Source organism: Mesorhizobium sp. M0140 (assembly GCF_040322475.1).
In the GTDB taxonomy this organism is placed as follows: Bacteria; Pseudomonadota; Alphaproteobacteria; order Rhizobiales; family Rhizobiaceae; genus Mesorhizobium.
Genome location: NZ_JAMYTM010000027.1, coordinates 42,000 through 67,693, shown reverse-complemented (window position 1 = coordinate 67,693; position 25,694 = coordinate 42,000). Strand labels below are relative to the sequence as shown.

The following is a 25,694-nucleotide window of genomic DNA, read 5'->3' as shown; positions in this document are numbered from 1 at the left end:
TTCACTGAACAGGTACCTATATGAAGCGGCGCGCGGTTCAACTGTCTCCCGGTACGGGCAAACCCGAGCAGATCGCCACCGTTCTCGAACATGAAATCCGCTCCGGTGTTCTCGGCTTCGGCGACCGCCTGCAAAGCGAGAATGAACTTGTCCAGCGCTTCTCCGTCAGTCGCAATACGGTCCGCAAGGGCCTCGAAGAACTGTCCAGCCGCGGGCTGATCACGACCAGGGTTGGTATTGGCTCGTTCGTCACCTTCGACGGCAAGCCGGTCGATGACTCCATCGGTTGGTCGCGCGCGCTGGCCGATGCCGGCGCCAATGCCGAGACGCGGACGCTGCGGCTGGAGGTCATCGAAGACCCCGATCTGGCTGCGCTGCTTGGTATCGAAAGCCCGTTCTTCATTGCCGTTGACCGGGTGCGCACCAACGCCAGCGACGGCCATGCGATCTCCATCGAGCGCAGCCGGCTGCCATTGTCCTCCGAGCTTGAGGACGTACCGTTGCGCGGACTGCGCGAGGGCTCGCTGCACCAGACGCTGCGCGCCGCCGGCCTCATTCCCGACCATGGCGAGGAATGGGTCGAGATCGAGATGCTCAATGCCGAGGATGCGGCCATCCTCGGTTGCCCACAAGGCACGCCCTTCCTGCGCGGCCGCCGGCTGACGCGTGCGGCTGACGATCGGCCGATCGAGTATGTCACCAGCCTGCTCAACCCGGCACATTTTGCGCTGCATATGAGGTTCTGAGCGATGTCGGATGCAACCAGCAAGGCCATCGATCGCGCCATGGGCGCGCTTGTCGGCGGAGCGCTGGGAGATGCGCTCGGCATGCCGACGCAGCTTTTGTCGCCGGTTCGCATTGCCGAACTCCACGGCCATGTCGAGGATTTCATCGAGCCTTTCGCCGATCATCCGGTGTCGAAGGGACTGGCTGCCGGCACCATCACCGACGACACCGAACAGGCGCTGCTGCTCGGCCGCATCCTGGTCGAATCCGGCGACCGTTTCGACCACGCGCGCTGGGTCAATGCGCTGCTCGACTGGGAGCGCGAGGTCAAGGCGCGCGGCAGCTATGATCTCTTGGGGCCGTCGACCAAACGGGCCATCGACGCCATCAACAATGGCGTACCGGCCGAGGAAGCGGGACGCAGCGGCGACACCAATGGCGCGGCCATGCGCATCGGGCCTGTCGGCATCATGATGCCGCTCGAACCATTGGAGGCGTTCGTCGCCAAGGTGGCGGAGACCTGCCGGGCGACGCACAACACCTCGATCGCAATCGCTTCCGCTGCTGCCGTTGCCGCTGCCGTCAGCCGCGGCATCGCCGGCGGTGGCTGGCGCGATGCTTCCGCCAGCGCCGTCGCGGCGGCGAGGCGAGGGGCGACGCTTGGTCATTGGGTCACCGGCGGCGACATCGCCGCGCGTATCGTCTGGGCGCAGGACATCGTGCGCGGCAAGGCGATCAGGGATGCCATTCGGCTGATCACCGATCTGGTGGGTACCGGCGTCGCCAGCCAGGAATCCGTCCCGGCGGCCTTCGCCGTGCTGGAAGTCGCCCGTGGCGACCCATGGCAAGCAGCTATCATCAGCGCCAATATCGGCGGCGACACCGATACGATCGGCGCCATCGCCGCCGGCATGGCCGGCGCCTGCAGCGGTTTTTCCCGATTGCCGCAACAGCATATCGCCCGGCTTGTCGGCCTCGACATGTCAGAGGTTCGCGCGCTTGCCGCCGACCTCGTGGCAGCAAGGGTGGCGAAAATCGGTTCCGGCAAGGACGCGGCGGAATGAGCGGCCGTCTCGTCCATGTCGGCAGTGCCGTGGTCGACTATGTCTACCGCATCGACGCCCTGCCGGCGCCCGGCATGGAAAAGACGGCGTCGAGCTTCGCCCAGGTCGCCGGCGGCGGCTTCAACATGATGGTCGCGGCCAGCCGCACCGGCATGCAGGTGGTGTTCGGCGGCCAACTCGGCAGCGGACCCAATGGCGATTTCCTGCGTGCCGCTTTCGCCGCCGAGGGCATCGCGACGCTGACGCCGCCATCGCCATTGACGGACAGCGGCAACTGCGTCGCCATGATTTCGAGCGACGCCGAACGCACCTTCGTGTCGTGGCCAGGGGCGGAGAGCGTGCTCAGCCGCGACCTGATGGCGCCGGTCGCGGTGGCGCCGGGAGACTGGGTGTTCACCTCCGGCTACACGCTAAGCTATCCCAAGAGCCGCGATGCGCTCACCGATTGGATCGAGGCACTTCCGGCAGATATTCCCTTCGTCTTCGATCCGACGCCGGTCATCTCGGACATTCCGCGTCCCATCCTGTCGCGGGTGCTTGCCCGCACCACATGGCTGAGCTGTAACACGACGGAAGCCGCCGAGATTGCCGGCCCAGGCGATGTCGAGGGACTCGCGGCACGACTTCTCGCCGACCACTGCCCCAAGGCTGCTGGCGTGATCATTCGCGCTGGCGCGAAGGGTTGCCATATCAGGCTGGCCGACGGCACAGCGCAGACCATTGCCGGCTTCAACGTCAGCGCCATCGACACCAATGGCGCCGGCGACACCCATATCGGCGGTTTCGTCAGCGCGCTGGCGCACGGCATCCCGCCCTTCGAGGCAGCGCGCTATGCCAATGCTGCAGCGGCCATTTCGGTCACCCGCCATGGCGGCTCGTCGGCGCCGACGAACCGCGAAATCCAGACATTCCTGAGCCATGCCGCCGACCCATCGGGAGCAGGCCGGACACAGAAGGCCAATGCATAACAGCTGGAAAGCCTGACAAGCCCGGGAAGCGGGCAAACCCACAGAGAGGAACCAACCATGCGCATGCCTGACTTGACTGCTCTGCTGACGGCGACCGCCGTCTTTACCTCCGCACTCACGTTCGCCGCCAAGGCCGACGAAGTGCATGTGCTCAACTGGAAGGGCTACGGCGCCGACGAGCCGTGGGCCGTCGAGGCTTTCGAAAAGGCGACCGGCAACAAGGTCGTCAACGATTTCTTCAATTCCGAACAGGAAATGCTGACCAAGATCCGGACCAATCCCGGCCTCTACGACGTCGTCATGATCAACGCCGCCTTCAACGACCAGGCGATGGACGGCAAGCTGATCCAGCCGATCGACGTTTCCAAGCTGCCGAACTACGCCGACATCAGCAAGGACAAGGCGGGATCGCCGATGCTCGTCCACGACGGCAAGGTCTATGGCGTGCCGTGGGTATGGGGCCTGACGGCGCTCGCCATCAACGAAAAATCCTTCGACAAGCCGCCGACGAGCATCGCCGAGATGTGGGATGCCGCGCACAAGGGCCGTGTCGTCATTCGCGACGACGCCGTTGAAGCGGTGCAGTTCGGCGCCATCGCCACTGGCCAGAACATCAACGACATCAAGGATATGGATGCGGTCAAGACGAAGCTGACCTCGCTGATGCCGCAGATCAAGACCTTCTGGAGCTCGGAGAACGACTGGAACCAGATGGTCGCCTCCAACCAGATCGACATCGGCACCTACTGGAGCGGCTCGGCCGATCGCGCCAAGACGCATTTCAAGCTGCCGGTCTCGCTGGTCGTGCCGCAGGAAGGCGCCGTCGCCTGGCTCGACGCGTTTTCCATTCCGGTCGGCGCCAAGAACGTCGCCGGCGCCGAGGCCTTCATCAACTACATGATCGACCCGAAATTCTACGTCGAATGGGTCACCAAGGTCGGTGCTCCCGTCTCCGCCAACACCAAGGCGGTGGAAGCGCTGCCCGAGGATGCCTTCAACCGCAAGGTCATGGGTGATCCCGAAGTGGCCAAGCGCATCCAGTTCCAGGCGCCGATCACCGACGCCCAGCGCGAAGCCTATCTGGCGCTCTGGCAGCAGCTTAAGGTCGACGTGAAGTAAGATCACAGCCAGGCCAGCCGGCGGTTCGCGTCGGCTGGTTCTTCCAATACTGGGAGGAGGGTACCATGGCAGCTGCGACAGCGTCGCGAAGCGGGCTGAGATCGGCATTGCCGCTGCTGGCGCCAGCCTATCTCTGGCTGACGGTGGCGATCTTCCTGCCGCTATCCGCTATGGTCTTCTTCTCGTTCATGACCGAGCTGCCGCTGTCGGGAAAGCCGTGGGCGTTCACGCTTGGCAACTATGCCGCCTTCTTCTCGCAAAGCCTCTATCTGACGCTGCTGCTGGCCTCGCTGCGGCTTGGCCTCGAAGTGACGCTGTGGTGCGTCGTCATCGGCTATCCCGCGGCTTACGTGCTCGCCAAGGTGCTGAAGGGGCGCAGCCGCGAGGCGATCTTCCTGCTCGTCATCCTGCCGTTCTGGTCGAACGGGCTGGTGCGCATCTTTTCCTGGGCGATGGTTTTGCGCGAGGGCGGCATTCTCGACACCGCGCTCAACGCGGTGCTGCCGTTCAAGATCAACATCGACCTGATGTATTCCTATCCAGCCGTCATCATCGGGCTGGTGCACTCCTATGTGCCCTACATGGTGCTGACCTGTTATCTGACGCTGCAGGCGATCGACGACTCGCTGATCGAGGCCGGGCGCTCGCTTGGCGCATCGCGGTTGCAGGTGCTGAAGCGGGTGATCATCCCGCTGTCGATGCCCGGATTGGTCGCGGGTGCGGCGCTGATCTTCGTGCCGGTCGTCGGCTCGTTCATGGAACCGCGCATCCTCGGCGGCCGCACCGGCACCTTCTACGGCACGGTCATCGAGGACCAGTTCGTCGCCGTGTTCAACTGGCCGCTCGGTGCAGCGCTCTCCTTCATCCTGCTGGCGGTGGTGCTGGTCATCCTGGCGGTGGCGTCGCCGGTGCTGCGGAGGGCCGCGTGATGGTGACGACCCGCATCCTCGAATGGCTCGGCCGTCTCTACATCTTTATGCTGCTCGCCTTTCTTTATCTGCCGATCATCATCATGGCGCTGATGTCGTTCAATGTCTCGCCCTTCTACCAACTGCCGTTCGAATGGACGACCGAATGGTACGCCTCGCTGTGGCAGAACGACCAGCTGATCGCGGCCACCTGGAACAGCGTCGAGATCGCGGTCATCACCACGATCATCTGCGTGGTGCTCGGCTCGGCTGCATCATTGGCGCTCTATGGCTACGAATTTCGCGGCAAGAAGTTCCTGCAGGCGATGCTGTTTCCGCCGATCGCCATACCGTGGCTGATCACCGGCACGGCGATGCTGATTTTCTTCTTCGGTGTCGGCATCGGCCGCGGCCTGCATGCGATCCTGCTCGGCCATGTCGCGCTGGCGCTGCCCTATGTCATCGTCGTCGTCTCGGCCCGGCTGCAGACCTTCGCGCCGGAGCTGGAAGAGGCGGCGCGCTCGCTCGGCGCCAACCAGTGGCAGGTGACGAGGCGCGTTACGCTGCCCTGGATCATGCCCGGCGTCATCGCCGGCGGGCTGTTTGCGTTTGCCGTTTCGTTCGATCAGTTCGTCGTGTCCTATTTCCTGGCGACGCCGGGCCAGACGACGCTGCCGGTCGAAATCTACGCCGCGATCCGCAAGGGTTTTACGCCCGAGATCAACGCGGTCTCGACCATCATCATTGTCGTGTCGATGGCGCTGATGCTGCTGACAGCGCGGTTCTTCAAATTCGGCGGAGAGAAATAATGGCCGGCGTGCAGGTATCTGATGTCTCGCGCAGTTTCGGCGCGCACAAGGCACTGGACGATGTCTCTATCGATTTCGCCGATGGCGGCTTCTATGCGCTGCTCGGGCCATCGGGCAGCGGCAAGACCACGCTGCTCAGGCAGATCGCGGGGTTCGATTTTCCCGATTCCGGCCGCATCACCATCGGCGGCGAAAGCGTTGAGCGGGTGCCGGTCGAAAAGCGGCGCATCGGCATGGTGTTTCAGAACTATGCGCTGTTTCCCAATATGAGCGTCGCCGACAATGTCGCCTTCGGCCTGTCGGTGCGCGGCGAGGCCAGGGCGATCATCGCTACCGAGGTGCAGCGCGCGCTCGATCTGGTGCAACTCGGCAAGCTCGGTGGGCGGCGGCCGCATCAGCTGTCGGGCGGCCAGCGCCAGCGCGTGGCGCTCGCCCGCGCCATCGTCACCAAGCCGCGCGTGCTGCTGCTCGACGAGCCGCTCGGCGCGCTCGACAAGGCGCTGCGCGTCGATATGCAGATCGAGCTCAAGCGCATCCAGCGCGAGATCGGCATCACCACCATTTTCGTTACCCATGACCAGGAAGAAGCGCTGACGATGAGCGACCGCATCGGCATATTGCGCGACGGCAGGCTGGTGCAGGAAGGACCACCGGAGGAGATCTACGACCGGCCGAAGAGCGAATTCGCCGCCACCTTCCTCGGCGACGCCAACATTTTTCGCGGCGATACGACGGGCGATGGCATCCGGCTGCCGGACGGCACGGCGATTGCCGCCGGCGCGGGTGCTCGCCTTGCTGCTGGTGCCAAGGCGAGTTGTGCGGTGCGGCCCGAACGCATCCGTATTGCTATTGATGGCGGGGCTTCGGATGGCAACGCCAACATGCTCAAGGGGCAGGTCTCCAAGCGCATTTTCGCCGGCAACAACAGCACATACTTTGTCGAGCACGCTGGTCAGACGTTGAAGGTCATCGTGCAGAACACCGGTGCCGAAAGACTGGCCGAGGGTCAGGAGGTAATGCTCAGTTGGTCGCCGAAAAGCACCGTGCTGATTGCGGCAAACTAGTCGACGCGGTTCGATAGCAGGGACTGTTGGCGTTCCTTCGCACCCCCCTCTGTCCTGCCGGACATCTCCCCCGCAAGGGGGGAGATTGGCGGTTTGAGCGTCACTGCCCTTTTTGCAACGTCGAAAATTTGCGAAAGCAGGTATGACGGCTAATCTCCCCCCTTGCGGGGGAGATGCCCGGCAGGGCAGAGGGGGGTGCTGTCCCTCCATCGGGCTAGATAGGGCCGGGAGCACATCTATGACGCTGGAATTGACGGCTAAGGACCGATCCATGCTCGACGGCGAGCAGGGCCCGTCCGCCGCCGCTGCCATGAAAATCCTCGTCGCATTTTCCAATGCGGTTGGGGCGCGCGGTCTGCTCGACATCACTGGCGCCCATATCGATGGCTGTCTCTACCACGGCAAGGCAGGGCTCGATTTCGTCGAGCGGCTGGTCGAAGGCGGTGGCCGGGTCCAGGTGCCGACGACATTGAATGTCGGCTCATTCGACCTCATCCATCCCGGCATGGTGAAGATGCCGGCAGCGGAAGAGGTGCCGGCGCGGCGGCTGATGAAGGCGCATCTGGAGCTCGGCTGCCAGGCGACCTTCACTTGCGCACCTTACCAGACGCGGTTCAGGCCGGAGTTCGGCGAGCAGATCGCCTGGGGCGAATCCAACGCCATCGTCTTTGCCAATTCGGTGATCGGCGCGCGCACCAACCGCTATGGCGATTTCATCGATCTGTGCTGCGCCATGACCGGCCGCGCGCCGGCCTGGGGTCTGCATCTGAGCGAGAACCGGCGCGGCCGGATCCTATTTGAGCTGGATGTTCCGGACGGCGAGCCGAGCGACAGCCTTTTCGTCGGCGTCGGGCTATTCATCGGGCAAGCGAGCGGCGACCGCGTTCCGGTGATTGCCGGTCTGCCGCAGCCGCGCGATGAGGACCAGCTAAAGGCGCTGGGCGCGGCGGCTGCAACGACGGGTGCTGTGGCGCTGTTCCATGCGGTCGGCATCACGCCGGAAGCGATGACGCTCGATGAGGCGTTCCAGGGTCATGCGCCTGACGAAACGATCCGCATCACCCGCGCCGATATCGACCATGCGCTGGCCAGGCTATCGAGCGTACGGGATGGCGCGCCGGTGGCGGCCGTGTCGCTCGGCACGCCGCATTTTTCGTATGAGGAGTGGATGCGACTGTTGCCGTTGCTGCGCGAGGCAGCACCCGGAAGGCGCATCCCGATCTACGTCAACACGGGCCGTGCGACCTTGGCGCGACTGCAGGAGGAGGGCGCGCTGGCGGGGATGGAGGCGTTTGGTCTGGTCCCGGTCGCCGACACCTGCACCTATGTCACATCGATCCTGGAACGCCTCGACGGCGTCGTGATGACCAATTCCGGCAAATGGGCGCATTATGCACCGGGCAATATCGGCGTGTCCGTCGCCTTTGCCGAGATGGAGGATTGCATCCGCTCCGCTGCCGTCGGGCATGTCGTGCGGAGCGCCTCATGACGCGACCGGTGGCACGAACCGGCACCTTCCAGTTGGCCGGCGAAGCCAAGGGCCAGGCGCTGGTGTTCTCGCAACCCCTCAGCTTCTGGGGCGGTATCGATGCCGAGACCGGCGACATAACAGACCATTCGCATCCCGGCCTCGGCCAAAATGTCGCCGGCAGGATTTTGGTCATGCCGAGCGGGCGCGGCTCATCGTCTTCATCCTCGGTGCTGGCCGAGGCGATCCGCAGAGGCACGGCGCCGGCCGGTCTTCTTCTGGAGCGGCCGGACCCGATCCTGGCGGTGGGCGCCATCGTTGCCGAGTTTCTTTATGACATCCGCATGCCGCTGGTGGTGTGCGATATTTCGAACCTTGTCTCCGGTGATCAAATTGATATCGGCATCGGCAAAGACGGCGGGCCGATCATCAGAGTTCACCCCGCCATCAATCCGGCAGAGCCACGCCGCCAATAGGCAGCCGCCAGCGTCTGATCGCGACCAAGTCCCAGCGTGTCGCGCCAATATTCGCGCACGATCTTGGCGGCAGCGGCTTCCGCCGCGAACCAGCCGAAGGCCGAACCGTCCTGCGGCCACGCCACCGAGCGGACAGCCTCGGCCAGCCGTCTGTCCTCGCCCGCCGCCACGCCATCCCGTGTCAGCCAATGCACTTCGATGCGGGTGGGGTTGGCGATCTTCTGCCGTTCACCGTCATTGGCGATCTCGACGAAGGCAACGCCTTTTGTCTCGGCCGGCAGCGTCTCCAGCAGCCGCGCCAGCGCCGGCAGGCCGGTTTCATCGGCACCCAAGACATACCATTCTGCCTGCCGCACCGGACGGCCGACCGGTCCCATGATGCCGACCTTCATGCCGGGCGCTGCCTGCATGGCCCAGGTGGAGCCGACGCTCTCGCCGGTATGAATCAGGAAGTCGACATCGATGATGCCCTTTTCCACGTCGAGCGCGCGGATGGTGTAGACGCGCGCCACCGGGCGCCGGTCATCGGCGGGCCAGACCGGCAAGCCATTGCCGCCGAGCACCGGCCACAGCGGATCGGGCACCTCCCTGGTCGGAAACAGCATGCGGATATGCATGCCGCCGAATTTGGCGAAACGGCTGAGATCCTCGCCGGCCAGCCGGATGCGGCGCATATGCGGGGTGAGGTCGCGAATATCCGTCACCACCATCTCGCGGAACTGAGCGAGGCTGGTTTCGCCTGAGAGATCGCCGGTCCAGACGATCTCGGGATTTTCCTCCTTGGCGTAGACCTGTACGGCCGTGGCCAGCAGGTCCTTGATACGGGCCAGCCCGTCGCGGTCGGCGGCATTGGCCCGCATCACCAGCCGTTCCATGTCGAAAGAGGCGCCACCGAAGGCAAAGCGGAAATCGATGCGCTGTCCCTGATGCGAAGCATCGGCCTCGAAGCTCTGCAGTCTGTCGCTGATGCTGTCCATGTAATCGGGCAGATGTCGCAGGTTGAGCTGTGCCTCACAGGCCAGTTCACGCACCGATGCTTGGCTCATTGTCAGCCTCCGATCCTGCCGGTGAGCGCCACCTTGAAGGTGCGGCCCTTGCCCTGTTCGGTTGCCGCCGAGGTCGACCATGCGCTTTGCGGGTCGGTGTAGGCGGTGTTGAAGATGTTATCGACGCCGAAGTCGAGCTTGAGGTTGTCATTGACGCGCCAGTTGGCGAAGACGTTGACCAGATCGAAACCGTCATCGACGACCGGCACGGCGTTGGGATTGGTGCGGCTGGTGCGGGTGATCTTGCCGACGCTGAGATATTGCGCGCCGACGGTGAGCTGGTCCTCCAGCATGCGGAAGCCGATGGTGGCCGAGAAGCGGTCGAGCGGCGTGTTGTTCAGCGCCTGGCCGGAATAGACGCCGCTGACGACCTTGGCGTCGATCAACGCGCCGGCAAGGTTCACAAAACCCCAGTTGTAGTCATAAACCATCTCGGCCTCGATGCCCTTCAGCCGGGCGTCGCCGATGTTGATCGCGGTGCGCGGCAGGACGGTCAGGTCGACGTCGATGTAATCCTCGACGGCAGTGTGGAAGACGTTGAGCTTGGCGCGCAACCGGTCGCCCGCCGTCAGAACATCGTCATACTTGACGTTGATGCCGGCCTCCCAGTTCTTCGCCGTCTCGGGCTGCAGCAGAAGATTGGGCCGGTATGTATCGCCGCCGCCATGCGCGCCGCCGCCGCGGAAGACATCCTGCAGGCCCGGCGCCCGATAGCCTTCGGAATAGGTGCCATAGAGCTGGAAGCCATCGAATGGCGTGACGCCGACGGTGAGGCGCGGCGACCAACGATCGCCGGAGATCGAGGCTTCCTGCGGCGACGGGATGCGCGTTTCGCCATCGAGCTGGTAGCCGTCATACCGCATCGCAGTGATGACCTGCAGCCAGTCCTCGTAATCGCCCTGCCACTGCAGGAAGCCGCCATAGCCCTGCTGTTCGCCAGCGCCGAAATGCGCCGCTTCCGAGGAGGCCTCGAGATAGTAGTAATCGAGTCCGTAGGTCAGCGTATGTGCTAGTCCCCAGGCGTCGAAACGTGAGGAGTTCTTCACGTTGAAGCCGGATGTGGCGACATCGTAAAAACGGAAATTGCCGATCCCTGAGGCAGGCGCGACCTGCGTCTGCTCGGTGCGGGTGCGGTTGTGGTAGGCATTGGCGCTGAAGTCGATCAGCTCGTTGTCGTCTGGCTTCCAGGTGTAGGCGGCGGTGTAGGTCTGGTTGGTGGTGTTGGTGTCGTAGCGGCTCAGCGTCGGCGAGGTCGAGCCGCTGGATCCGGTGATCTGGTCGTTGTAGCGCTGCAGGATGGCGCCGAGCTTCAGCTCATGGTCATCGGCCGGCCGCAGCGTCGTCTTCAGATAGCCGCTGGTCACCCGCTCGCCGGTCCATGGCACGGTCTCGCCATTGCCGTCGGTGTAGCTGTCGCGGTCGCGGTAGATGAGGTTGCCGATGATGTCGGCATCGTCGCTGAAGCGGTAGGCACCGGTGGTGCTGGTGGTGAAGCCGTCGCCATTGTCCTCGTAGCCGAGCTTCTCGCTCAGCGCCCAGCGCTCGTCCTTCTTGAGGAAATCGCCGGCGTCCTTGGTCTCGAAGGAGACGACGCCGCCGATGCCGCCTGACCCATAGGCATTCGACACCGGGCCACGAATGACGGTGGCTTCCTTGATCAGGTCCGGTTCGACATAGAACGAGCCAGAGCCATGACCGACGCGCCAATAGTCCTGACGGGCGCCGTCGAGCGTCACGACGACGCGGCCATATTGCTCCAGGCCGCGAATGTTGATGGCGGTTGCGGGATCGTCGCCATTCATCGAGGCAGCGACGCCGGGCGTGGTGCGGAAGATGTCGGCCGCTGTGTCGGGCTGAATGCGGTCGAGTTCGTCCTGATCGACGGCGCTGATGGCGGCCATCGATTCGATCACCGCCGTTTTGATCATCGTCGCCGAGATGGTGATCACGTCGAGCATCGTCGCCGGCTGATTCTGCGCGGCACTGGCCGGCGCCAGGCGGCCGGCCTTGGCGGCGGCCTTTTTCTCCTGGTCCTGTTCCTGCGCGCTGGCAAGAGGCACGGCGCAGAGGCCGAGCACGAAGGCGAGCGCGGTGCTCGCCATCAAGGTCGTGTTTGTTGTCGTTGTCATCGTCATGCAGCCCCCAAGCAAAAGCAAAACTGCTGGCGGTGGCTGAAGGGCCTTGGCTGGCATGATCGAGAATCCCTCGACCAGGCGGGCCGGGGCAGGGGTCACATATTAAAACATGATGACACAAGTCAACTTTAAATTTATAGCCGACCATCATCGAGAAGCATCTGGCACGGGAACAGCGGCATGGTCGGCAGTTTAGGCGAAGGCAAGACGACCCACTGGTCGCAACCTGGCAGGATCGCGGCGGTGCTGCTTCTGGCGCTGTCGGTGCTGGCGCCTTCCTGTGGTTTCCAGGCGCTGGCCGCCGAGGGCGTTGTCGACGCGCTGGGGCGAACCGTCGTGCCGGGCGCGGCGACCCGAATCGTGACGCTCGGCTCCGACGTCACCGAGATCGTCCACGCGCTGGGCGCCGGCGAGCGGATCATCTCCGTCGATCGCGGCAGCAAATATCCGCCTGAAGTCGCGCAAAAACCCAATGTCGGCTACCGCCGCCAGCTTTCGGTCGAGGGGCTGGCCAGCCTGCGTCCCGACCTGATCCTGGCGGCCGAGGACAGCGGACCGCCGGAGGCGGTCGAGGTGCTAAAATCACTGGCGATCCCGATCGTCTTCGTCCCGCAGGACAACAGCCCGCAAGGCATCGAGCGGAAGATCACCCTGATCGCCGCCAGCCTTAGGCTCGAGGACAAGGGCAAGGTGGTTTCCGCCGAGGTGCTCACCGCCTTTCAGACGGCAGCCGATCTGGCAGCAAAAATCCCGCCGGAGCGGCGCAAGAAGGTGGTGTTCTTCCATGGCCTCGTGAAGCTGAGCGCTGCCGGCGCCGGCACCTCTGCCGACGCCATCATTCGCTATGCCGGCGGCCTCAACCCGATGGATGTCGTGCATGGCTACAGGGCGGCATCGGAGGAAAAGCTGATCGAGATGGCGCCTGACGTCATCCTGATGATGAGCGACGGCAAGAGCGGGCCGACGCCCGAGCAGGTGTTCGGCAACCGCGCGCTGGCGGCAACGCCGGCGGCGGCCAACAAGGCGCTGGTCGTGCTTGACGGCGCCTACATGATCGGCTTCGGGCCGCGCACATCAGATGCGATCCGCGATCTGGCGAAGGCGCTTTATCCGGAAGGGGAATGACGCCGTAAAATCGCAAGGCGGTTCGGCTGGGCAGTACCAATTCGTCGGCGAACCAGTTGAGCTTGATAAATCCTGTCCGTCCGGATTTCTCCGGATCGGCTTCCGCCCGAACAAACTTGGCGGCTCGGCCTGAAACATTGGCACGATATTCTAAGCCGCGCGGTTGACCGCGAATGCGCTATCCAGCCTATAATTATACTAAATTCATAGACTAACTGCGGACGTTCAGGGCGCTCGCACCTTGGCCTGTGAAAATGGTTGCACAAGGGAGCGCATCGATGCCGAAGACAGAGTCCAATCCGATCGACCTCGGCACCAGGGCGGCCGATTTCCTGTTGCCCGACGCGCAAGGCGTGCTGCACCGCCTCGCCGATTTCGACGCCAAGCCGGCCCTGCTCGTCGCCTTCATTTCCAACCGTTGCCCGTTCGTCGTGCTGATCCGCGAGCAGCTTGCCGCTTTCGCCAGGGATTATGCGGGCAAGGGGCTGCAAGTGGTGGCGATCAACGCCAACGACCACGAAGCGCATCCGGAAGAAACGCTTGCCCGTATCGGCGAAGAGGCCGAAAAATTTGGCTATTCCTTCCCCTATCTCAAGGATGCGTCGCAGCAGACGGCGAAAGCCTATGGCGCGGCCTGCACGCCCGACTTCTTCCTGTTTGATACCGACCGGCGGCTCGCCTATCACGGCCAGTTCGACGAGGCGCGGCCGGGCAACGGCAAGCCGGTGACGGGTGCCGATCTGCGAGCGGCGGTCGACACGGTGTTGGAGGGCGGCAGGCCCATTGCCAGCCAAGTGCCGTCGATCGGCTGCAACATCAAATGGAGTGCCGGCAACGAGCCGGTCTGGTCTTCCAGCGCGGCGCGCGCGGCCTAGCGCCGGCCTCGACGCATTCGCCAGGTGTCCATGCACAAGCCGCAAAAATCCGCTTCCGACAGCTTGCTGCTCCAGGCAGACGTGCTGGTGCTGGGCGGCGGCCCGTCGGCCGCCTGGGCGGCAGTCGCGGCGGCCGAGGGCGGCGCCAAGGTGATGCTGGCCGACAAGGGCTATCTCGGCACCAGCGGCGCCACCGCGCCGTCCAACACCGGCACCTGGTGCGTGCCGCCGGGTGACAACAGGCACGCCGTGGTCGAACGACGCTGGCAGCGCACCGGCGAACTCGCCGACCCGCGCTGGATGCTGCGCTGCGTCGACACCGCCTACCGCAACCTGCTCAGGCTGTCCGAATGGGGCTATCCCTTTCCGAGCGAGGATGACGGACGGCTCTACATCGCCAATCTGCGCGGCCCGGACTACATGCGCTTCATGCGCCGCCGGGTGCTTTTGGCCGGCGTCACCGTGCTCGACCATCATCCGGCGCTCGAACTTCTGTCCGACGGCGATGCCATTGTCGGCGCCGCCGGTGTTGCGAGACAGATCGGCCAGGACTGGCGCGTCGACGCCAACGCCGTGGTGCTGGCGACCGGCGGCTGCGCCTTTCGCGAACGCATCCTCGGCGCCACCGGGCTGACTGGCGACGGCTATCTGATGGCGGCCGAAGCCGGCGCCAGCCTGTCGGGCATGGAGTTCACCGGCAAATACACGCTGGCGCCCTATGGCTCATCGCTGAACAAGGGCCTGCCGTTCCGCTGGGCCTCGTTCCATCGCGAAGATGGCTCGCCGATCGTCGGACCGACCGGCGAGCCGTTGCGTAACGGCATCGGCGACCGCGAGGAGGAAGTGGCGCGCGCGCTGATCGACGGCCCGGTCTATGCGCGGCTCGATCAGGCCGAACCGGCGCTGCAAGGCTGGCTGCGCCAGGGCCAGCCGAATTGCTTCGTGCCCTATGACCGCGTCGGCATCGACCCGTTCAGCGAGTTGTTCCGCATCACCTTGCGCGCCGAAGGCACGGTGCGCGGCACCGGCGGCATCGACATCGTCTCCGACGATTGCGCCACCGGCGTGCCCGGCCTCTACGTCGCCGGTGATGCCGCCAGCCGCGAGATGATGACCGGGGCCGTGTCGGGCGGCGGCGCCGTCAATTCATCCTGGGCGCTGGCCAGCGGCTGGTGGGCCGGCAAGGGCGCCTCGACCCATGCCAAGCGCCGCACCGGCAAGGCGTTCCGCAGTGCGGTGCAGTCGCTCGGCCAAGCCGGGTTGCGTCCGGCATCGTCGGCGAGTGCCGACATCTCGGCGAGCGAAGTTATCGAGGTGGTGCGTAGCGAAGTGACGCCGCTCGGCAAGAATTTCTTCCGCACCGGCGAGGGCCTGGAGAAAAGCGGCGAGCGGCTGGAGAGTGTCTGGCGCGACGTGCGCGACCATCTGCAAGGCGAGGGGCTGGATCGGGTCCGCACGCGCGAGGCGGCATCGATCGCCGCTGCCGGGCGCTGGTCCGTGGCCGCAGCGCTGCACCGCACCGAGAGCCGCGGCATGCATCGCCGCACCGACCTACCGGGCAAGAGCCCGGCCTTCGCGCACCGGCTGGTCATCACCGGTGTGGATGAGTTCCGCATCGCAGGTGCGCCTGAGCGGCTGGCGGAGCTGGCGTCATGATCGAGATCGTCTCGGCCACGCGCTGCGTCGAATGCGACATCTGCGTCAAGGTGTGCCCGGCCAACGTCTTCGACGCGACCGACAATGGCGTGCCGGTGATCGCTCGCCAGGAGGACTGCCAGACCTGCTTTCTCTGCGAGATCTACTGCCCGACCGACGCGCTTTATGTGGCCGAGTTCGCCGAAGGGCCGACCGGCATCACGGAAGCTCAGGCCGACGCCCGACGGCTGTTCGGCTCCTATGCCCGCGCGCTTGGCTGGAAGCGCGGCAAGGCGGGCGGCTCGGAATTCGACCCGACGCACCGCATCCGCGTGGCGCAGTGAACCGATCGGAGACAGATATGGATCGCCCGAACATGGACCGGATCGTCGTCAGCGACATCAGCAAGACGTTCCAGCTCAAGCCGGGGCAGTTCGTCACCGTCGATGGCGAGGCGACCGACCGCGTCACCGTGCTCGACGGCGTTGATCTCTCGATCCGCAAAGGCGAGTTCATCACGCTGGTCGGCCCGAGCGGCTCGGGCAAGTCGGTGCTGCTCGATATCATTGGCGGGCTGACGCAGGCGACCGGCGGCAATGTCCAGCTCGACGGCAGGCGCATCACCAGGCCCGATCCAAAGACCGGCTATGTCTTCCAGCAATATGCGTTGTTTCCCTGGCGCACGGCGCTCGCCAACATCGAATATGCGCTGGAAGTGCGCTGCGTGGCCAAGGCCGAGCGTACCGCCACAGCCCGCCATCTGTTGGCGCTGTTCGGCCTTGCTGGTTTCGAGGACCGTTTTCCCAACCAGCTGTCCGGCGGCATGCAGCAGCGTGTGGCAATCGCGCGTGCGCTGGCCAGCAACCCGGAAGTGCTGCTGATGGATGAGCCGTTCGCGGCGCTCGACCAGCAGACGCGTGAACTGCTGCAAGGCGAGCTGCTGCGGATCTGGGGCAAGATCAACACGACTGTCATTTTCGTCACCCACTCGATCGACGAGGCGATCTTCCTCGCCGATCGCGTGGTGGTGATGACGGCGCGGCCGGGCGCGGTGAAGGAGATCATCGATATCGACCTGCCACGGCCGCGCGACGGCGACATCCGCGCCAGCGCCGAATTCAACGCCTATCGCGCCCGCGTCTGGGACGTGCTGCGCGACGAGGTCAACAAGGCGCAGAAGGACTGGACCCTGTCACCAGCCTTCAGTCACTGAGGAGCTGGACCAATGGCCTATCTGACCGAGAAGTTTGGCTCCGCTGGAGCGCTCCACCTGTTTGCCGGCGCTGGCGAAACGGTCGCCGTCGCTAGGGTCCCGGCCATCAAGGCCAGCGCCAAGAACCGGAGCAAGAAAGCGAGCCACGGCACGTTCCTCTATGGCTTGCCGCTGCTCGGCCTGTTCTTCCTGCTGTGGGAGATCGCGCCCCGGCTCGGCTGGCTGAACCGGATCTTCTTTCCGCCGCTGAGCGAGGTGCTGGTCGCCTGGTGGGCGCTGCTCGCCTCGGGCGTGCTGATCGAGCATATCGGCATAAGCCTGCAGCGCGCTGCGATCGGCTTCGCACTCGGCGTGGTGGTGGCCATCCCGCTCGGTCTGTTGATGGGGCGCTATTGGCTGTTCGAGAAGGTTTCCGACCTTCTGGTGCAGACGCTGCGCAACACATCGCAATTCGCACTGCTGCCGGTGTTCATCCTTTTGCTCGGCATTGGTGAGGAATCGAAGGTGGCGATCACCTTCTACTCCTCGGTTTTCTTTCTCCTCGTCAACACGATCAGCGGCGTCAAGTCGGTGGATCCGCTGCTGATCAAGGCGGCGCGCTCGATGGGCACGTCCGACTTCGATCTGTTCCGGAAAGTCATCCTGCCGGCCAGCATTCCCTCGATCGTCGCCGGCGCGCGGCTGGCGGTGAAATCCTCGCTGTTCGCGGTCATTGGCGCCGAGATGCTGGCGGCCAAATCCGGCCTCGGTTTCCTCATCCAGAACTCGCAGCTGATGATGGAAACGGCCGACATGTATGCCGGCATCCTGACGCTGACCGTCATCGGCCTGACCGTCAACTACCTGCTTGTCTGGTTCGAGCGCTGGGCGACAGCCTGGAAAGGCCAGTCCGAGACCTCGCTCATCTGAGCCGTCCATTCATTCCAATCAGGAAGGATTTTCCCATGCCCAGCATTCCATTCGATGCACTTCGCCGACTGCTCCTGAAGGGCGCCATTGCCGTCGTCATCGGCCTTGGCGGCATGCCTGCCTTCGCCCAGGACAAGCCGGAAATCATCCGCATCGGCAGTACCGCGCCGGGGCATCTCAAATTCATCCTCGCCCAGAAGGACGGCTGGTGGGAGAAGGAATTCGCCAAGGACGGCATCAAGGTCGAACTGGTGACTTTCAATGGCGGTTCGGAGGCGACGACAGCGTTGGCCACCGGCGCGATCGAATTCACCTATACCGGCAACAATCCAGCGCTGCGGGTTGCTGCGTCCGGCGCCGACGTCAAGCTGATCGGCCTGTCGAGCTATGTGAAGGCCGGCGGTTCCTACATCGTCGTCAAGACCGACTCGCCGCTGAGGACACTGCAGGATCTCAAGGGTAAGAAGGTCGCCTATTTGACCGGCACGGTGCGGCATTCGAATTTCAGCAAGGCGCTGAACAGCGTCGGCCTGACCACCAATGATGTCGAAGGTCTGAACCTGCCTTTCGAGGCATCCGGCCCGGCGCTGCTGCGCGGCGATATCGACGCCATTGTCGAGACCGATTCGACGGCGGCCAAGCTGGTCGACACCGGCGAGGCGCGCGTCCTGTTCGACACCAGCACCCATCCGGAATGGAACGTGCCCAACGTCATCTCGGTCAACGGCGCCTTCGCGGCGAAATATCCCGATCTGGTCAAGCGGCTGCTGAAGGTCGATATCGAGATTTCGCGCTGGGCCGACGCCCATCCGGACCAGACGATCAAGACCTTTGTCGAGGCGACCAAGTCGTCGGAAAAATCCGTCCGCAAGACCTATGCCGACGGGGTGTTCCATCAGGATCCGAAACTCACGGACGACGCGATCGCCGCCTTGCAGGGCGAGGAGAAATTCATGGCCAGCGCCGGGCTCCTGAAGGGCTCGATCGACTATGGCAAATGGGTCGACAAGAGCTTTGTCGATGGCGCCGCGGCTGAAGTCGCTGCCGTCCAATAGGCCCGGAAAGATCGAGCGGGCGGCGCTTTGCGGCGCCGCCTCGTACAGGTCAAATCTCCGGAATGTTCTCCTTGAAGACCACCTGCAGCCTTGGCTGGTGCAATTCGTAGGGCAGCCCCCGGACCGCATGGATCAGGGTGTTGAGCGCTTCGCGGGCCTCGACGCGCGGGTTCTGGTCGATCACCGCGTCGAGCGTGCCGTCGAGCAGAAGGTCCTTGGTGCCGTCCGTCACTTCGTGGCCGAGGAAGACCATGGATTGGGCGCGGCCGCGCTCCTTGAGCGCGCGGGCGATGCCGGTGTTGCCGGCGCCGACATTGTAGATCGCGGCAAGGTCGGGGTGCCGCTCCAGCAGGGCCGATGCCTCCGAATAGGCCTTCTCGCGGTCGTCGAGCATTTCGCGCATCTCGACGATCTGCAGATTGGGTGATTCCTCGGTCAATACGTGGCGGAACCCCATCTCGCGTTCCTCGTGGCCGCGATAAGACAGCGAGCCGGCGAACAGCGCCACCTTGCCCGGACGCCCCGATCCCATGAAGCGGTTGAGCAGATAGCCGGCCAGCCGCCCGGCGGCGCGGTTGTCGATGCCGATATAGGCGACCCTGGGTACATGCAGGATGTCGGAGGCGATGGTCACCACCTTGATGTCGTTGGCCGACAGGGAGCGGATTGCTTCGCGCACCGTCGGATGGTCGAGCGCGATGACGCCGACGCCTTGCGTCTGTCCGCGCAGATCCTGCAACAGGCGAGCAAGCCGGTCAGGATTGAAGCCCTCGATGGTGGCGATATGGACATCGAGGTCGGGCCGCGCCAGAGCCTGTGCCTCGATCTGGCGGTGCAGCATCTTGATGAAGGAATTGGTGCCGGCCGGCAGGGCGAAGTCGAGCCGGATGACCTCGCCGGGCGAGGGTCGTGGCGGCGCGCCGTTCGGGCCTTCGGCGATGTAGCCGAGGCGCTGCGCCATTTCGAGCACGATTTCCCGTGTGCGCGCCCGTACGCCGGGTCGGTTGTTGAGCACGCGGTCGACGGTGGCGGCCGAGACGCCGGCCTCCCGGGCTATGTCAGTCAGGGTGGAACGCACCGTCTTTCATCTCCTGCATGCGTCAGATCGGCTGGTGACGGCTTCCCCGCCATCGGCGATTCTGATGGGAAATGATGTATCCGCCCTTGGCCGATGTGCAAGCCGCCGCGCTAAATCAAATCGTCCGGCAGGGCTGCGCAGGGCCGGTAAGGGCCGGGTGCCCTCAAATTGAGGCATTCGGCGTGACGCATGGATCCCGTTTTTGTGCATTTCCTTGCCTTGTTGCAACGTTATGAGGTGTTTTGATTATTTATGATGTTGACAGCCTTGCCATGCTGCCGTCAATATCCCTCATAAGGGCCGTGGAGGAAACGTGGCCCTGAGGGAGGAGTTTCAATGTCTGACTTGATCCGCATCTCGCGGCGCCGGCTGCTGGCATCCGGAGGAAAGGCGGCTGTGATCATGGCCGCCGCTGGTATCGCACCCCAATTCATTCGTCCCGGACGTGCCTATGCGGCCGACGCGCTGGCGCCCGGCATGATCGGCGGCCCGACGGGCTTCGAAGGGGCCGAGCGCTACCAGTATGGCGCCGATACGCCGGAAGGCCGCGCCATCGAGGCGGCCAAGGCGCTGAAGGGCGCCGGCAAGGCGCCGGCCAAGATCGTGCTCGGCCTGTCCGACGGCTCGATCGGCCAGCTCACGCAGCCGTTCCCGGCCGGTGCGCCGTCGATCAAGGAGCTGTGGGAAAAGGAAACCGGCATCGCGATCGAAATCGTCGGTTTGCCGAACGGCCAGGAATTCACCAAGACGATGCAGGACATCTCCACCAAGGGTGGGGCCTACGACATCTACTCGACCGAATGGAACCGTCTTGGCGACCTCGCCGAAACCGGCGGCATCGCCAAGCTCGACGACTTTGTCGCGCAGCATAAGCCTGAATGGGACGATCCGGTCAGCGGCTATGTCAACGGCGCCAAGGGCGTGTCGCTGCTCAACAAATACCGCGGCTCGAACTATGGCGTGTCGCTGGACGGCGACTTCCAGACTTGGGTCTACCGCGCCGACCTGTTCGGCGACGAAGCCGAGAAGAAGGCCTTCAAGGACAAATACGGCTACGATCTGGCGCCGCCGAAGACCTGGAAGCAGCATGGCGACATAGCCGCCTTCTTCCAGCGACCGGACAAGGGCCTGTTCGGCTCGACCGACCTGCGTAACCAGGGCTGGGGCTACACGAACTGGTACCAGCGCTATGTCTCGATGGCTTCGCCCAACCAGTTCCTGTTTGGCGATGACGGCAAGCCGATGATCAATTCCGAGCAAGGCATTGCCGCCACCAATGAATATGTCGCTTCGCTCGCGCATCATTCGCCGGATGCGATCTCCTGGGGTTGGCCGGAGCAATACGGCAACTTCGCCAAGGGTGGTGCGGCGATGACCTGCGCCTTCTCCAACTTGCCGAAATTCCTCGACAATGCCGGCAACAAGGATTCAGCCGTCACCGGCAAGATCGGCTCGATGCTGCCGCCCGGCCGCGAGATCGGCGGCAAGCTGATCAGCCGTTCCGTGTTGTGGTTCTCGCTGACCGGCATGGTCTCGTCGCAGTCGAAAAACCAGGAGGTCGCCTATCTCCTGCTGCAATGGCTGGGCTCGGCCCGTATCTACGCATGGATGAGCGCCAACCCCGGCGGTTATCTGGACCCGTTCCGGCTTTCGGACTTCTCCGATCCGCTGGTGCGCCAGACCTATCATGCCTACCACATGGACGTCGTGCGCGAGACGGTCGCCCGCACCGTGCCGACCATCAACTATCCCGGCGCGACAGCCTTCCACAATGCGCTCGACGAGAACCTGATGGCGGCGCTGACCAAGGCCAAGACATCGGAGCAGGCGATGGCCGATACCGAGGCAGAGTGGAAAAAGATCGCACGGCGCACCGGCGAGGACAAACTGCTCGAAGCCATCAAGACCAACAAGGAGGCCTGGCCGACAGTTCTCGATCCAATCGTCTGATCCTTCTCCCTGGATCATATCGAAGGAGGGGAGGAGCTTGCTTCTCCCCTCCGCCCACAACGCCACCAGCAAAGCCGCCAGATGAAGCGTTCCGTTCCTTTCCTGATATTCCGCTATGCCGCGATCTTCGCGGCCATGGCGGTGACGCTGGTGCCGATCCTGTGGATGGTATCGATGGCCTTCAAGCCGATCGCCGAATGGTCGGCGACCGGCGCCGACCTGACCTGGTGGCCGAAGAACCCGACGCTCAGCAATTTCCGTTTCGTCTTCGGCGAGTCGACCAACAATTTGATCGTCGCGCTCGACCGTAACGCGCTGAAGCCGATCCTCGCATCGCTGCTGTCGGCGGTTTTCGGCACGGTGATCGCCATGTCGGCGGGCACTGCCGCGGCTTATGGGCTGTCGCGTTTCGGCTCCGGCCAGAACCTGCCGCTGGCGCTGATCCAGCTCCGGATCTTTCCGCCGATGGCGGTCATGATCCCGGTGATGATCATGTGGGCTTTCCTCAACTTCACCGATAGCTGGTGGGGCCTGGCGCTGATCTACGGCATCGTCACCTTGCCGTTCGCCTTCTGGCTGATGAAGACCTTCTTCGACGACATGCCGCGCGAGATCGAGGAGGCGGCGCTTGTCGAAGGCTGTTCGCGGCTGCGCGTCTTCACGCGCATCACGCTGCCGATGATGCGCGCGCCGCTCGCCAGTGCGGCGCTCTTCGTCTTCATCCTCAACTGGTCGGACTATTTGATCGCGCTGCTTCTGACGACACGCGAATGGGTGACCATCCCGGTCTACATGGCCTCTCTGTCCTCCTCGATGACCGGGCAGCTCTATGGCGCCAAGGCGGCGCTTGGCCTGATCGCGGCCGTGCCGCCGGTCATCATGGGCATCGCCATCCAACGCCATCTGGTGCGCGGGTTGACGTTCGGGGCGCTCAAGCAATGAGCGCGGTGACTGTCATGACTTCCAAGGATGAGATGAAAGCCGTCGGAACAAGGCCGGGTTCGCGTGACGAGGGCGCAAGGCTGGGTTTCCGGCTGACATTGCCCGCTCAGATCCTCGTGCTGTTCATCTCGGCCTTCCCGCTGTTGATGCAGCTCTACATCAGCGTCACCGACTGGTCGCCTCTGTCGGGCACCGGCTGGTGGAACGCCTGGTCGATGTGGAACAGCTTTGCCAACTACACCGATCTCGCCGCCGACGCGCGCTTCTGGAGCGCGCTGAAGCGTACGGCCATCGTCATGATCGTCTGCGTGCCGGCGGAATTCCTGCTTGGCCTGGCACTGGCGACGCTGTTTGCCGACGATTTCCCGGGCAAGCGCGTCTTCTACTCGATCCTGCTGATGCCGATGATGGTGGTGCCGGCGGTGGCCGGCTACATGTTCTTCATGCTGTTCCAGTCAGGCGGCCCGGTGAACGACATCTTGTCGTCGCTGACCGGTTCTCCCGTCACCATCGCCTGGCTGTCGGATCCGACGCTGGCGCTGATCGCTGTCATGATCGCCGACATCTGGCAATGGACGCCGCTGATGTTCCTCATCCTGCTCGCCGGCCTGGTCGGCGTGCCGGAGGACCAGATCAAGGCGGCGACGCTGCTCGGCGCCAATCCCTGGCAGCGCTTCGTCACCATCGTGCTGCCGAAGATGAAGACGATCATCATCATCGCGCTGGCGATCCGGGTGATAGAGAACTTCAAGATCTTCGACACGCTCTACATCATGACCGGCGGCGGTCCAGGCGTCGCCACCGAAACCATCTCGGTCTACATCTACAAGCTCACCACGCAGGACCTGATCTGGGGCTATGTGGCGGCGATCGCGCTGGCCATTTTGGTCGTGCTGTCGATCGTCGCGGTGTTCGCCATGAAGCGCATGGCGCGGGCACGCGAGGTGGCGGCATGAGCGCAATTCACCTGCAAAACCTGGTCAAGAAATTCGGCGACTTCACCGCGCTGAAAACCATGGATTTGGAAATTGCCGATGGCGAGTTCATGGCGCTGCTCGGCCCGTCGGGCTGCGGCAAGTCGACGACGATGAACATGATCGCCGGCATGGAAGAGCCGACCGGCGGCAAGATCCTGTTCGGCGAGCGCGACATGGCCGGTGTGCCGATGGGCCGGCGCGGCGTCGGCTTCGTCTTCCAGAACTACGCCATCTTCACGCATATGACGGTGCGCCAGAACCTTGCCTATGGGCCAAAAATGCGAGGGGCTGCCAAAGCCGAGATCGATCGCCGTGTCGGCGCCATCGCCGAGATGCTGCAACTGACGCCGCTGCTCGACCGCAAGGCCGACAGGCTGTCAGTCAACATATTGCAGCGGGTGGCGATCGGCCGCTCGGCGATCATGGAGCCGGCGATCTTCCTGCTCGACGAGCCGCTCTCCAATGTCGACGCCGCTTTCCGGGCCGTCATGCGCACCGAACTGAAGCAGCTGCAGCGGCAGTTCCGCCAGACCATGGTCTACGTCACCCACGACCAACTCGAGGCGATGACCATGGCCGACCGCATCGCGGTCATGGATCATGGCGTGCTGCAGCAGGTCGGCACGCCGCTCGAGGTCTACAACGATCCAGCCAATGTCTTCGTCGCCCGCTTTATCGGTGCACCGGGCATGAACCTGCTCAAGGGCAGGCTGGCGGAGAGCGATCGCGGACTGGTCGTCGATCTCGGGCCGTTGGGCGTCACGCCGCCGCTGCCGGGCGAACTCGCGGCGGCCATGCGCGGTGCCCGCGGCGAGGTGCTTTACGGATTCCGGCCGGAACAGGCGACGTTGGTGCAGAATGGGCAGGGCCTCGCAATGCCGGTGACCTTTGTCGAACGGATCGGTGCGCGCACCATCGTTCATCTCGGCCAGGGCGAGGCGGCTGTGAAAACGGTGTTCGACAATGATGTCGGACTGGCTATCGGCGACACCGCTGTCATCGCCCCCACTACGTCGTCGGTGCGCGTCTTTGACGCCGCTGCCGGCCTTGCGATGAAGGCAGGTTGAGATGGCCGATATCGTCTTCCGCAACGTGACCAAACGCTACGGCAACACACTTGCCGTCGACGACGCCTCGTTCACCGTCAACGACAATGAGTTCTTCTGCTTCTTCGGACCGCCGCTGTCGGGCAAGTCGACCATCCTGCGCCTGGTGCTTGGGCTGGAGACACCTGACTTCGGAGAAATCCTGATCGGAGGCAGGCCGGTCAACGCGATGTCACCGGCCGAGCGCAACGTGGCGATGGTGTTCCAGAACCTGGCGCTGTTTCCGCATATGAGCGCGCTCGGAAATGTCCGCTTCCCCCTGGTCGAACGCCGGGTGGCTGAGGTCGAGATCAAGCGGCGGGTCACGGACGTCGCGGCGAAGCTGCATATCGGCCATATCCTGCACAAGCCGCCGGGACAGCTTTCGGGCGGGGAGCGGCAGCGCGTGGCGATCGCGCGGGCTCTGGTGCGCGATCCCAATGCCTATCTGATGGACGATCCGATCTCGGCGCTAGACGCCAGGCTGCGCGAGGAAACGCGCGTCGAGCTGAAGCGCATCCAGCGCGAACTCGGCAAGACGCTGATCTATGTCACGCATGACCAGGAAGAGGCGATGTCGGTCGCCGATCGCATCGCTATCCTGGAAGACGGCAAGATCAGGCAGATCGGTACGCCGGCGGAGATTTACGACCGCCCGGCCAGCACCTATGTGGCAAGGCTGCTTGGCTCGCCGGTGATGAACATCCTCAGATCGGCGCGCGGCGAGGGCGGTGTCGAAGCGGCTGAAGGCACGATCCGCATCGAAGACAAGACAGCGCCCGCCGACGCCGTGGAGATCGGCCTGAGGCCGGAAGACATCAAGGTCAGACCGTGGGCGGATGGGGGCCCGGGCCGCCCGGCGCGAGTGTTCGAGGTCGAGCCGCTTGGCGGCTACACCGTGGTGACGCTCGCTGCCGGGCAGGCGCGGCTAAAGGCATTGCTGCGCGGCCAGCCCGACGTCCGGCCGGATGCCATGGTGGCGATATCCTGCGAGCCGGCCAGAGTGCATTATTTCGAACAGAGCGGCGGAGCGTTGGCACGATGACGGCCGCCGCAAGGAAAGAGTT

General features: G+C 64.1%; 24 protein-coding genes. 21 read left to right on the top strand and 3 right to left on the bottom strand.

Annotated features, from left to right (window positions below):
* Positions 1-20 precede the first annotated feature (20 nt).
* From NKJ37_RS24180 to NKJ37_RS24140, 9 genes are all read left to right on the top strand, one after another.
* Positions 21-746 (top strand): GntR family transcriptional regulator, encoded by a 726-nt coding sequence (locus tag NKJ37_RS24180; protein ID WP_023814058.1) that lies wholly within the window; start codon positions 21-23, stop codon positions 744-746.
* Positions 747-749: 3 nt separating this feature from the next.
* Positions 750-1,790, top strand: coding sequence for an ADP-ribosylglycohydrolase family protein (locus NKJ37_RS24175; RefSeq protein ID WP_023814057.1), 1,041 nt, complete (start codon positions 750-752; stop codon positions 1,788-1,790).
* Positions 1,787-2,758 carry a PfkB family carbohydrate kinase gene (locus NKJ37_RS24170; RefSeq protein ID WP_128304630.1) on the top strand — a complete coding sequence of 324 codons (972 nt, stop codon included), beginning with the start codon at positions 1,787-1,789 and terminating at the stop codon, positions 2,756-2,758. Before NKJ37_RS24175 ends, NKJ37_RS24170 begins: the two co-directional genes overlap by 4 nt.
* A 57-nt stretch (positions 2,759-2,815) precedes the next feature.
* A complete protein-coding gene (locus tag NKJ37_RS24165; RefSeq protein ID WP_128304631.1) occupies positions 2,816-3,877 on the top strand; it encodes an ABC transporter substrate-binding protein in 1,062 nt (353 codons plus the stop codon).
* 65 nt (positions 3,878-3,942) lie between these two features.
* Entirely contained in the window at positions 3,943-4,806 is an 864-nt protein-coding gene (locus NKJ37_RS24160) for an ABC transporter permease (RefSeq protein ID WP_127317861.1), read from the top strand.
* Positions 4,806-5,594, top strand: coding sequence for an ABC transporter permease (locus NKJ37_RS24155; RefSeq protein ID WP_352775313.1), 789 nt, complete (start codon positions 4,806-4,808; stop codon positions 5,592-5,594). The genes NKJ37_RS24160 and NKJ37_RS24155 overlap by 1 nt, the downstream gene beginning before the upstream one ends.
* Positions 5,594-6,658, top strand: coding sequence for an ABC transporter ATP-binding protein (locus NKJ37_RS24150; RefSeq protein WP_352630452.1), 1,065 nt, complete (start codon positions 5,594-5,596; stop codon positions 6,656-6,658). The genes NKJ37_RS24155 and NKJ37_RS24150 overlap by 1 nt, the downstream gene beginning before the upstream one ends.
* A gap of 238 nt (positions 6,659-6,896) precedes the next feature.
* Entirely contained in the window at positions 6,897-8,147 is a 1,251-nt protein-coding gene (locus NKJ37_RS24145) for an aconitase X (protein ID WP_352630454.1), read from the top strand.
* Positions 8,144-8,602 (top strand): aconitase X swivel domain-containing protein, encoded by a 459-nt coding sequence (locus NKJ37_RS24140; RefSeq protein WP_352441197.1) that lies wholly within the window; start codon positions 8,144-8,146, stop codon positions 8,600-8,602. Before NKJ37_RS24145 ends, NKJ37_RS24140 begins: the two co-directional genes overlap by 4 nt.
* Here the strand turns inward: NKJ37_RS24140 and NKJ37_RS24135 are convergent.
* Together NKJ37_RS24135 and NKJ37_RS24130 are read right to left on the bottom strand one after the other, a co-directional pair.
* Positions 8,563-9,648: a siderophore-interacting protein gene (locus NKJ37_RS24135; protein ID WP_128303399.1), complete on the bottom strand. Its 1,086-nt coding sequence runs from the start codon at positions 9,646-9,648 to the stop codon at positions 8,563-8,565. The two genes, NKJ37_RS24140 and NKJ37_RS24135, sit on opposite strands and share 40 nt — an antisense overlap.
* Before the next feature lie 2 nt (positions 9,649-9,650).
* Positions 9,651-11,777, bottom strand: a complete 2,127-nt coding sequence (locus NKJ37_RS24130; protein WP_352721965.1) for a TonB-dependent hemoglobin/transferrin/lactoferrin family receptor — start codon at positions 11,775-11,777, stop codon at positions 9,651-9,653.
* A 186-nt stretch (positions 11,778-11,963) separates the two neighbouring features.
* On the opposite strand from NKJ37_RS24130, the gene NKJ37_RS24125 reads away from it, so the two are divergent.
* The 7 genes from NKJ37_RS24125 (at position 11,964) to NKJ37_RS24095 (ending at position 18,595) form a co-directional block, all read left to right on the top strand.
* The gene (locus NKJ37_RS24125) at positions 11,964-12,908 is read left to right on the top strand and encodes a heme/hemin ABC transporter substrate-binding protein (protein WP_352554747.1); all 945 of its coding nucleotides are present in this window, start codon (positions 11,964-11,966) and stop codon (positions 12,906-12,908) included.
* A gap of 278 nt (positions 12,909-13,186) precedes the next feature.
* Positions 13,187-13,783 carry a thioredoxin family protein gene (locus NKJ37_RS24120; RefSeq protein ID WP_023814046.1) on the top strand — a complete coding sequence of 199 codons (597 nt, stop codon included), beginning with the start codon at positions 13,187-13,189 and terminating at the stop codon, positions 13,781-13,783.
* A 30-nt stretch (positions 13,784-13,813) separates the two neighbouring features.
* Complete coding sequence (locus tag NKJ37_RS24115; protein ID WP_352775295.1) at positions 13,814-15,439, top strand: FAD-binding protein; 1,626 nt, start codon at positions 13,814-13,816, stop codon at positions 15,437-15,439.
* Positions 15,436-15,762 (top strand): 4Fe-4S dicluster domain-containing protein, encoded by a 327-nt coding sequence (locus tag NKJ37_RS24110; protein ID WP_023814043.1) that lies wholly within the window; start codon positions 15,436-15,438, stop codon positions 15,760-15,762. The genes NKJ37_RS24115 and NKJ37_RS24110 overlap by 4 nt, the downstream gene beginning before the upstream one ends.
* A gap of 32 nt (positions 15,763-15,794) precedes the next feature.
* Positions 15,795-16,631 carry an ABC transporter ATP-binding protein gene (locus NKJ37_RS24105; RefSeq protein ID WP_352775310.1) on the top strand — a complete coding sequence of 279 codons (837 nt, stop codon included), beginning with the start codon at positions 15,795-15,797 and terminating at the stop codon, positions 16,629-16,631.
* 12 nt (positions 16,632-16,643) lie between these two features.
* Positions 16,644-17,540 (top strand): ABC transporter permease, encoded by an 897-nt coding sequence (locus tag NKJ37_RS24100; protein WP_352554749.1) that lies wholly within the window; start codon positions 16,644-16,646, stop codon positions 17,538-17,540.
* Positions 17,541-17,575: 35 nt separating this feature from the next.
* The gene (locus NKJ37_RS24095; protein ID WP_352554750.1) at positions 17,576-18,595 is read left to right on the top strand and encodes an aliphatic sulfonate ABC transporter substrate-binding protein; all 1,020 of its coding nucleotides are present in this window, start codon (positions 17,576-17,578) and stop codon (positions 18,593-18,595) included.
* Between the two features lie 49 nt (positions 18,596-18,644).
* Here the strand turns inward: NKJ37_RS24095 and NKJ37_RS24090 are convergent, their stop codons facing one another.
* Complete coding sequence (locus NKJ37_RS24090) at positions 18,645-19,673, bottom strand: LacI family DNA-binding transcriptional regulator (RefSeq protein ID WP_352554751.1); 1,029 nt, start codon at positions 19,671-19,673, stop codon at positions 18,645-18,647.
* Between the two features lie 336 nt (positions 19,674-20,009).
* Here NKJ37_RS24090 and NKJ37_RS24085 point away from each other — a divergent pair, with 336 nt between their 5' ends.
* From NKJ37_RS24085 to NKJ37_RS24065, 5 genes are all read left to right on the top strand, one after another.
* Entirely contained in the window at positions 20,010-21,623 is a 1,614-nt protein-coding gene (locus tag NKJ37_RS24085) for an extracellular solute-binding protein (RefSeq protein ID WP_023814038.1), read from the top strand.
* Positions 21,624-21,704: 81 nt separating this feature from the next.
* On the top strand, positions 21,705-22,565 hold the full coding sequence (locus tag NKJ37_RS24080) for a carbohydrate ABC transporter permease (RefSeq protein ID WP_013530821.1): 861 nt from the start codon (positions 21,705-21,707) through the stop codon (positions 22,563-22,565).
* The gene (locus NKJ37_RS24075) at positions 22,562-23,521 is read left to right on the top strand and encodes a carbohydrate ABC transporter permease (protein WP_352441189.1); all 960 of its coding nucleotides are present in this window, start codon (positions 22,562-22,564) and stop codon (positions 23,519-23,521) included. Before NKJ37_RS24080 ends, NKJ37_RS24075 begins: the two co-directional genes overlap by 4 nt.
* Entirely contained in the window at positions 23,518-24,609 is a 1,092-nt protein-coding gene (locus tag NKJ37_RS24070; protein WP_352441188.1) for an ABC transporter ATP-binding protein, read from the top strand. Before NKJ37_RS24075 ends, NKJ37_RS24070 begins: the two co-directional genes overlap by 4 nt.
* 1 nt (position 24,610) lies before the next feature.
* Positions 24,611-25,672 (top strand): ABC transporter ATP-binding protein, encoded by a 1,062-nt coding sequence (locus tag NKJ37_RS24065; protein WP_352775290.1) that lies wholly within the window; start codon positions 24,611-24,613, stop codon positions 25,670-25,672.
* Positions 25,673-25,694: the final 22 nt, after the last annotated feature.